The sequence below is a fragment of the Massilia sp. CCM 8734 genome, assembly GCF_011682155.1.
GTDB classification, from domain to species: domain Bacteria; phylum Pseudomonadota; class Gammaproteobacteria; order Burkholderiales; family Burkholderiaceae_D; genus Telluria_A; species Telluria_A rubra.
The window spans coordinates 1-5782 of the sequence record NZ_WHJI01000095.1; the positions used below are offsets into that span (position 1 = coordinate 1).

Annotated in this window: 3 protein-coding genes and 1 rRNA gene; 3 read left to right on the forward strand and 1 reads right to left on the reverse strand. The window is 61.0% G+C overall.

Annotated elements, in window-relative coordinates; translation table 11 throughout:
• The first annotated feature begins 6 nt into the window (after positions 1–6).
• A 5S ribosomal RNA gene (rrf, locus tag F2P46_RS35365) occupies positions 7–119 on the forward strand.
• Between the two features lie 187 nt (positions 120–306).
• Here the strand turns inward: rrf and F2P46_RS35370 are convergent.
• Positions 307–1722: a DHA2 family efflux MFS transporter permease subunit gene (locus tag F2P46_RS35370; RefSeq protein WP_166899150.1), complete on the reverse strand. Its 1416-nt coding sequence runs from the start codon at positions 1720–1722 to the stop codon at positions 307–309.
• A 417-nt stretch (positions 1723–2139) separates the two neighbouring features.
• Here F2P46_RS35370 and F2P46_RS35375 point away from each other — a divergent pair, with 417 nt between their 5' ends.
• Together F2P46_RS35375 and F2P46_RS35380 are read left to right on the forward strand one after the other, a co-directional pair.
• Positions 2140–2886 (forward strand): SDR family oxidoreductase, encoded by a 747-nt coding sequence (locus F2P46_RS35375; RefSeq protein WP_166899147.1) that lies wholly within the window; start codon positions 2140–2142, stop codon positions 2884–2886.
• Between the two features lie 182 nt (positions 2887–3068).
• Entirely contained in the window at positions 3069–5444 is a 2376-nt protein-coding gene (locus tag F2P46_RS35380; protein ID WP_229509593.1) for a penicillin acylase family protein, read from the forward strand.
• Positions 5445–5782: the final 338 nt, after the last annotated feature.

Genomic DNA, 5782 nt, shown 5'->3' on the forward strand with positions numbered 1-5782 from the left:
GTTATGCCTGATGACCATAGTAAATCGGTACCACCCCTTCCCATCCCGAACAGGACCGTGAAACGATTTTACGCCGATGATAGTGCTGCAACCAGTGTGAAAGTAGGTCATCGTCAGGCTAGTTATATGAGAACGCCCCACCAGCCAACGCGCTCAATCGCGTTTCGTGCAGGTGGGGTTTTTTTTCGTCTGTAAGAACCGGCTACGTCCTATCGCATTATTGGTTTTCGGGCGAGTCCGGGCGCAATCTCTTTCATGATATGCGCGCCATCTTTCGAGCCCTTCCCTGCAATCGAACCACGTTTCTTATCGCTGGAGCCTGAGCGCCGTACCGCGGCTGATACTCTCGCCGTCGTCCTGGTGCAAACGCCAGAAGGTCAGCGACGATATCACGGTAATGATCGACAGCGTCGCAAACCCATGATGCAAAGCGCTGATGACCATGGTGCGGTCGGTCTGCGGCACGTCGCCGAGGAACCAGGCAGTGACCAGCGATCCGGCAGCGAGCCCGAAACTCATCGACAACTGCTGGAACGAGCTCGAGATGGTACTGGCCATGCTCGAATCCTGGTCGTCGACATCGGCATAGGCAAGTGAATTCATGCACGAGAACTGCAGCGAATTAAAAAACCCCTGGGTCAGCCCGAGCATCACAATCAAGACCAGCGGCGTACCGGCGCCGACAAAAGCAAACAGGCCGATCGTCAAGCCAATGCAGACAGTATTGACCACCAGGATCTGGCGATAGCCGAAGCGATGCAGCAAGCGTTGCGACACCAGTTTCATCGCCATCGCCGCGATCGCCGCCGGCATCATCAACAAGCCCGATTTCCACGCCGGAAAACCCAACCCGACCTGATACAGCAGCGGCAACAAAAACGGCATCCCGCCCAATCCCAGCCGCGTCAAAAAGCCGCCGACCACGGCAATGCGGAACGTGCGGATGTGAAACAGCGACAAGCGCAGCAGCGGAAACTTCCTGCCGCGCGCATACAGCGCGTACGCGCCCAGCAAGCCGAGCGACGAGGCCAGGATAGCCGCGGCGGTCAAGGGCGCCAGCGTGTGCTCGCCGAAAATTTCCAGGAACCACGACAGCAAGGCCGTCCCCGAACTGAACAGGATCAGGCCGACCACATCGAGCGGGCGCCGCTGTGCCGCGCGGTAATCGGGCATGTAGCGAAACACCAGGAACAGCGCAACCAGGCCGACCGGCACGTTAATGAAGAAAATGTAGCGCCACGACACCCAGTGCACGACCAGCCCACCCACGGTCGGCCCCAGGAGCGGACCGATCAGCGCCGGGATGATCACGAAGTTCATCGCGCCCAGCAATTCCGATTTGGGAAAGGTGCGGATGATGGCGAGGCGGCCGACCGGCATCATCATGGCGCCGCCCAGGCCTTGCAGCAAACGGGCGGCGATCATCATCGGTGCGTTGACCGCCATGCCGCACAGGACCGAGGCCAGCGTGAAGACCACAATGGCGACCGCGAACACGCGGCGCGTGCCGAAGCGGTCCGCCATCCATCCGCTGACCGGAATGCCCACGGCCAGGCTGAGGATATAACTGGAGACAATCGATTTCAGGCTGAGCGGGCTCACGCCCAGGCTGGCCGCGATGCTCGGCACCGCTGTGTTGACGATGGTCGCGTCGAGCTGCTCCATGAACAGCGCGGCGGCGACGACCCACGGCAGGTAGGTCTTGACGGATGCTTGACTCAGAACATCCTCGCATTGCTGTGTAAGGGGTGATCGGACGATCGCGGCTGCGCGCGTCCCTTGCGCCAGCCGACCTTGGTGTTCGCCGTCAAACCCATTCCCATCCCCAGACAATCTTCCGGCAATGCTGCCAGTTTTCTTTTTATAAGTTCCCCGCTGCCGTGAGCAGCGGCCATGCGCACCCGCCGTCGCCGGGGGCCGGGACGATGTGTACCTCGACGAATATTACACCTAACGAAAGCCTCGAATCTTACTTTTTTCACATCAAGGCCGCGCCCGCAACCGAGCCTCGAATCATTGTCCATCGCACTGCCTTGAACGCCCTGGAGAAATAGGCAATCAAGCGAGAGTCCTGTGTATTTCCGGGCGCGCCCGTGATTTGTAAGATGCAGCACCTGTCCGTACTTCAAGGAGAACCGCATGTCCAGCCATCACAATTTGCATCAGAAAGTTGTCCTCATCACCGGCGCCAGCAGCGGCATCGGCGCGGCCACCGCGCGCTTGCTCGGACGCCACGGTTACCGCCTCGTGCTCGGAGCGCGCCGCGCCGACCGCCTGACCGCGCTGGTTGCCGAAATCCGCGGCGAAGGCGGCGCCGCCGAAAGTTTTGCCATGGATGTGCGCCGCCTGGAAGACGTGCAAGGCTTCGTGGCCTTCGCGCTCGACGTGTACAAGCGGCTCGACGTGTTCGTCAACAACGCCGGCGTCATGCCCTTGTCCCGGCTCGACGCGCTCAAGGTCGATGAATGGAATCACATGATCGATGTGAATATCCGTGGCGTCTTGCACGGCATCGCCGCCGCCTTGCCCGTGATGCGGGGGCAGCGCTCGGGCCAGTTCATCAACCTCTCGTCGATCGGCGGCCATGCCGTCAGTCCCACGGCCGCCGTGTACTGTGCGACCAAGTTCGCGGTGGGGGCACTGTCGGAAGGTTTGCGCCAGGAAGTGGGCGGCGACATCCGCGTGACCATCATCTCGCCGGGCGTGACCGAGTCGGAACTGGCGGAAACGATTTCCGACCCGCTGGCGCGCGAGGCCATGCGCGACTTCCGCCGTGTGGCGATCGCCCCGTCGGCCATCGCCAGCGCCATTCGCTTCGCCATCGACCAGCCGGCCGACGTGGACGTGAGTGAAATCGTCGTGCGCCCGACCGCCAGTCCCTACTAACGATTGATGCGCACGACAAGCGCGCACCGGCGCGCATGGGGCGATTTCTTTTGTTGACTACTCTCAATACGGTCAGGGCCGGCATTCGTACGATTGCCTGTCGGCCATCCTGGCCGGCACCGTGAAAGGGAGTCACCATGAGATGCGTGTCCAGGGGTTTAGTTCACCACAATCGTCTTGTATTGTCCGCAAGCGCGGCAAGCCTGGCCGCGCTTGCCATCGCCGGCTGCGGGCGCAGTGACGAGGCGCCGGGCCTGTCGACGGCGGTGCGTCCGCAGTTCAGCGCCGAGCTGGCGCGCACCTCGCACGGCATCGCCCATATCCGGGCGCGCGATTTTCGCGGTATCGGTTACGGCCTCGCTTATGCCTATGCCCAGGATAATGTGTGCATGTTCGCCGATACCATCCTGACTGTGCGCGGCGAGCGCTCGCGGTTTTTCGGCGCGGATAAGGCGGCAACGCCGGCGGCCAACGGTGAATATGGCGCCAACAGCGATTTCATGAAACTCAATAATGAGGACAGCGACTTCTTCTTCAAGGGCTATCTCGACGCGGAGCAGTTAAAGGCTGGCTATGCCGCCGGCAGTCAGGAAGCGCGCGACTTGTTGACGGGTTACGCGGCCGGCTATAACCGCTATCTCAAGGAATATGCCGGACGCTATCCTGGCGCGTGCAACAAGGCCGCGTGGGTCAGGCCGATCAGCTATGAGGACATGATGCTGGTATTGGCCGAGAAAGCGCTGCACGCGTCGGGCCAGGTATTCGCGCAAGAGATTGTGGACGCCGCGCGCGAGGGCGGCGTTGCGCTTGCGGACAAGGGCGCGCAGCTGCGGGTCAGCGATACCGGTTTTCTGCAGCGCAGGCTTGACCGTTTGAGCAGGGAGCAATTGGGAAGCAATGGACTGGCGCTCGGCAAGGACACTACGGCGAGCGGGCGTGGCATCCTGCTCGGTAATCCGCATTATCCCTGGACCAGCACCGACCGCTTTTATCAGGCGCACCTGACCATTCCCGGGCGATACGATGCCATGGGCGTCATCCTGGGTGGCATACCGATGATCGTCATCGGCTTTAACAAGGATGTGGCGTGGACGCATACCGTTACCCGCGCGGTGCACTTCACGACCTTCAGGCTGGCGCTCGATACGCGCGATCCGAGTGGCACGACGTATTTGTATGATGGCGTGCCCGCCAAAATGACGTCCAAAACGGTCAGCGTCGACAGCCTGCGGCCGGATGGCAGTATGACCAGGCGCAGCAAGACCTTCTATTTCACCAGGCAAGGCGTGGTGCTGGTCAAGCCGGACGCCGGCATTACCTGGTCGGCGCAGGCGGTGCACGTGCTGGGCGACGCCAATCGCCACAATACGCGCCTGATCGAACAATGGATCGGATTGGGCAGTGCCGGCAATGTGAATGAGATCAAGGCGTCGCTCGACAAGATCGTGGGACTGCCCTGGGTGAATACCATGGCCGCCGACCGCGATGGCAATGCGCTGTATGCCGATGCCAGCGTGGTGCCCAAGGTCGGCGCCGACAAATTCGCGCCCGATTGCCTTGTGCTGCCGCAGCTGCTGATGTTCGACGGCTCGCGCAGCGCGTGCGCTTGGGGAAGCGACGCGCGCGCACCGGCGGGCGTCCATTCGCCTGTCGATGCGCCGTGGATGATGCGCAGCGATTATGTCGGTAATTCGAACGACAGTTACTGGCTGTCGAATCCGCGCGCCTTATTGACAGGGCCGGCGCCGTTGGGCTATTCGCCACTGTACGGAGCGACCGGGGTGCCCCAGATGCTGCGCACGCGGATCGGATTCAGGCAGCTCGAGGATGTCCTGGCCAATAAGCCGCGCCTGCACATGAGCGACGTGCAGGAGCTGGCGTTTGCCAATCGCGTGTATGCGGCCGAATTGATGCTCCCGGAATTCCTGCCCCTGTGCGGCGCGTCCGCCGATGTGCTGGTGGCGCAAGCGTGCCGGGTATTGGGCGCATGGGACAGGCACGCCAATCTCGATAGTCGCGGCGCGGTGCTGTTTCGCGAGTTCTGGAACCGGGCATCGCTTATTCCGGACAAATGGGCTGTGGCGCTGGACGCGGCCGATCCAGTGAATACGCCGCGCGGACTGGCTCCGGCCGCAGGGCCCGCCATGCTGTCGGCGTTGAAGGACGCGGCACGGCAGATGCAGGCGCTGAATGTACCGCTGGATGGTCGCCTGGGCGACTACCAGAGCGATACGCGCAATGGCATGCGGGTGGCGCTGCACGGAGCGATTGGCGATATCGATGGCTCCTACAACTCGATTCATATGGAGACAGCGCTGCAGGCAGACGGGTATCACCAGATTGCATGGGGAACGAGCTATGTGCAGACGGTGACGTTTGACGAAGCGGGGCCGGTCGCGCAGGCGATGCTGCTGTATGGGCAGTCGGTCGATCCGGCGTCGCCCTACCATGTCGATCAGTTGTCCCTGTATTCGCAGAAGAGCTGGCCGCTGCTGCCGTTTACCCAGCACAGCATCCGCGACGACCCACGCTATTCCGTGACCACGTTATCGGAATAGGCCTTGCTACTCCGGGGAGGCTTTGCTATAGTTCGCCTCCCCACAGAAAGGGTTAACGAAATCAAGTAGTTAGCACTCTGTCAGGGCCGTCTCCAAGGAGGCGCGGTAGTAAAAAAGAGGTTGACGAGAAACGCGAAACGCTGCATAATCTCACCTCTCTGCTGCAACGAACACAACGCTTCGTAGCAAACGGCAGAAGGTAGTACAGAACAAGTTCTTTAACAATTAACAGTCGATAAGTGTGGGCGTTTGATGAAGGTGCCAACAAAGCGTAAGCGATGTTGAATACTTAAATTATCAAATGTTCACAAAAAAGAAACACGGCGCATCGAAAGATG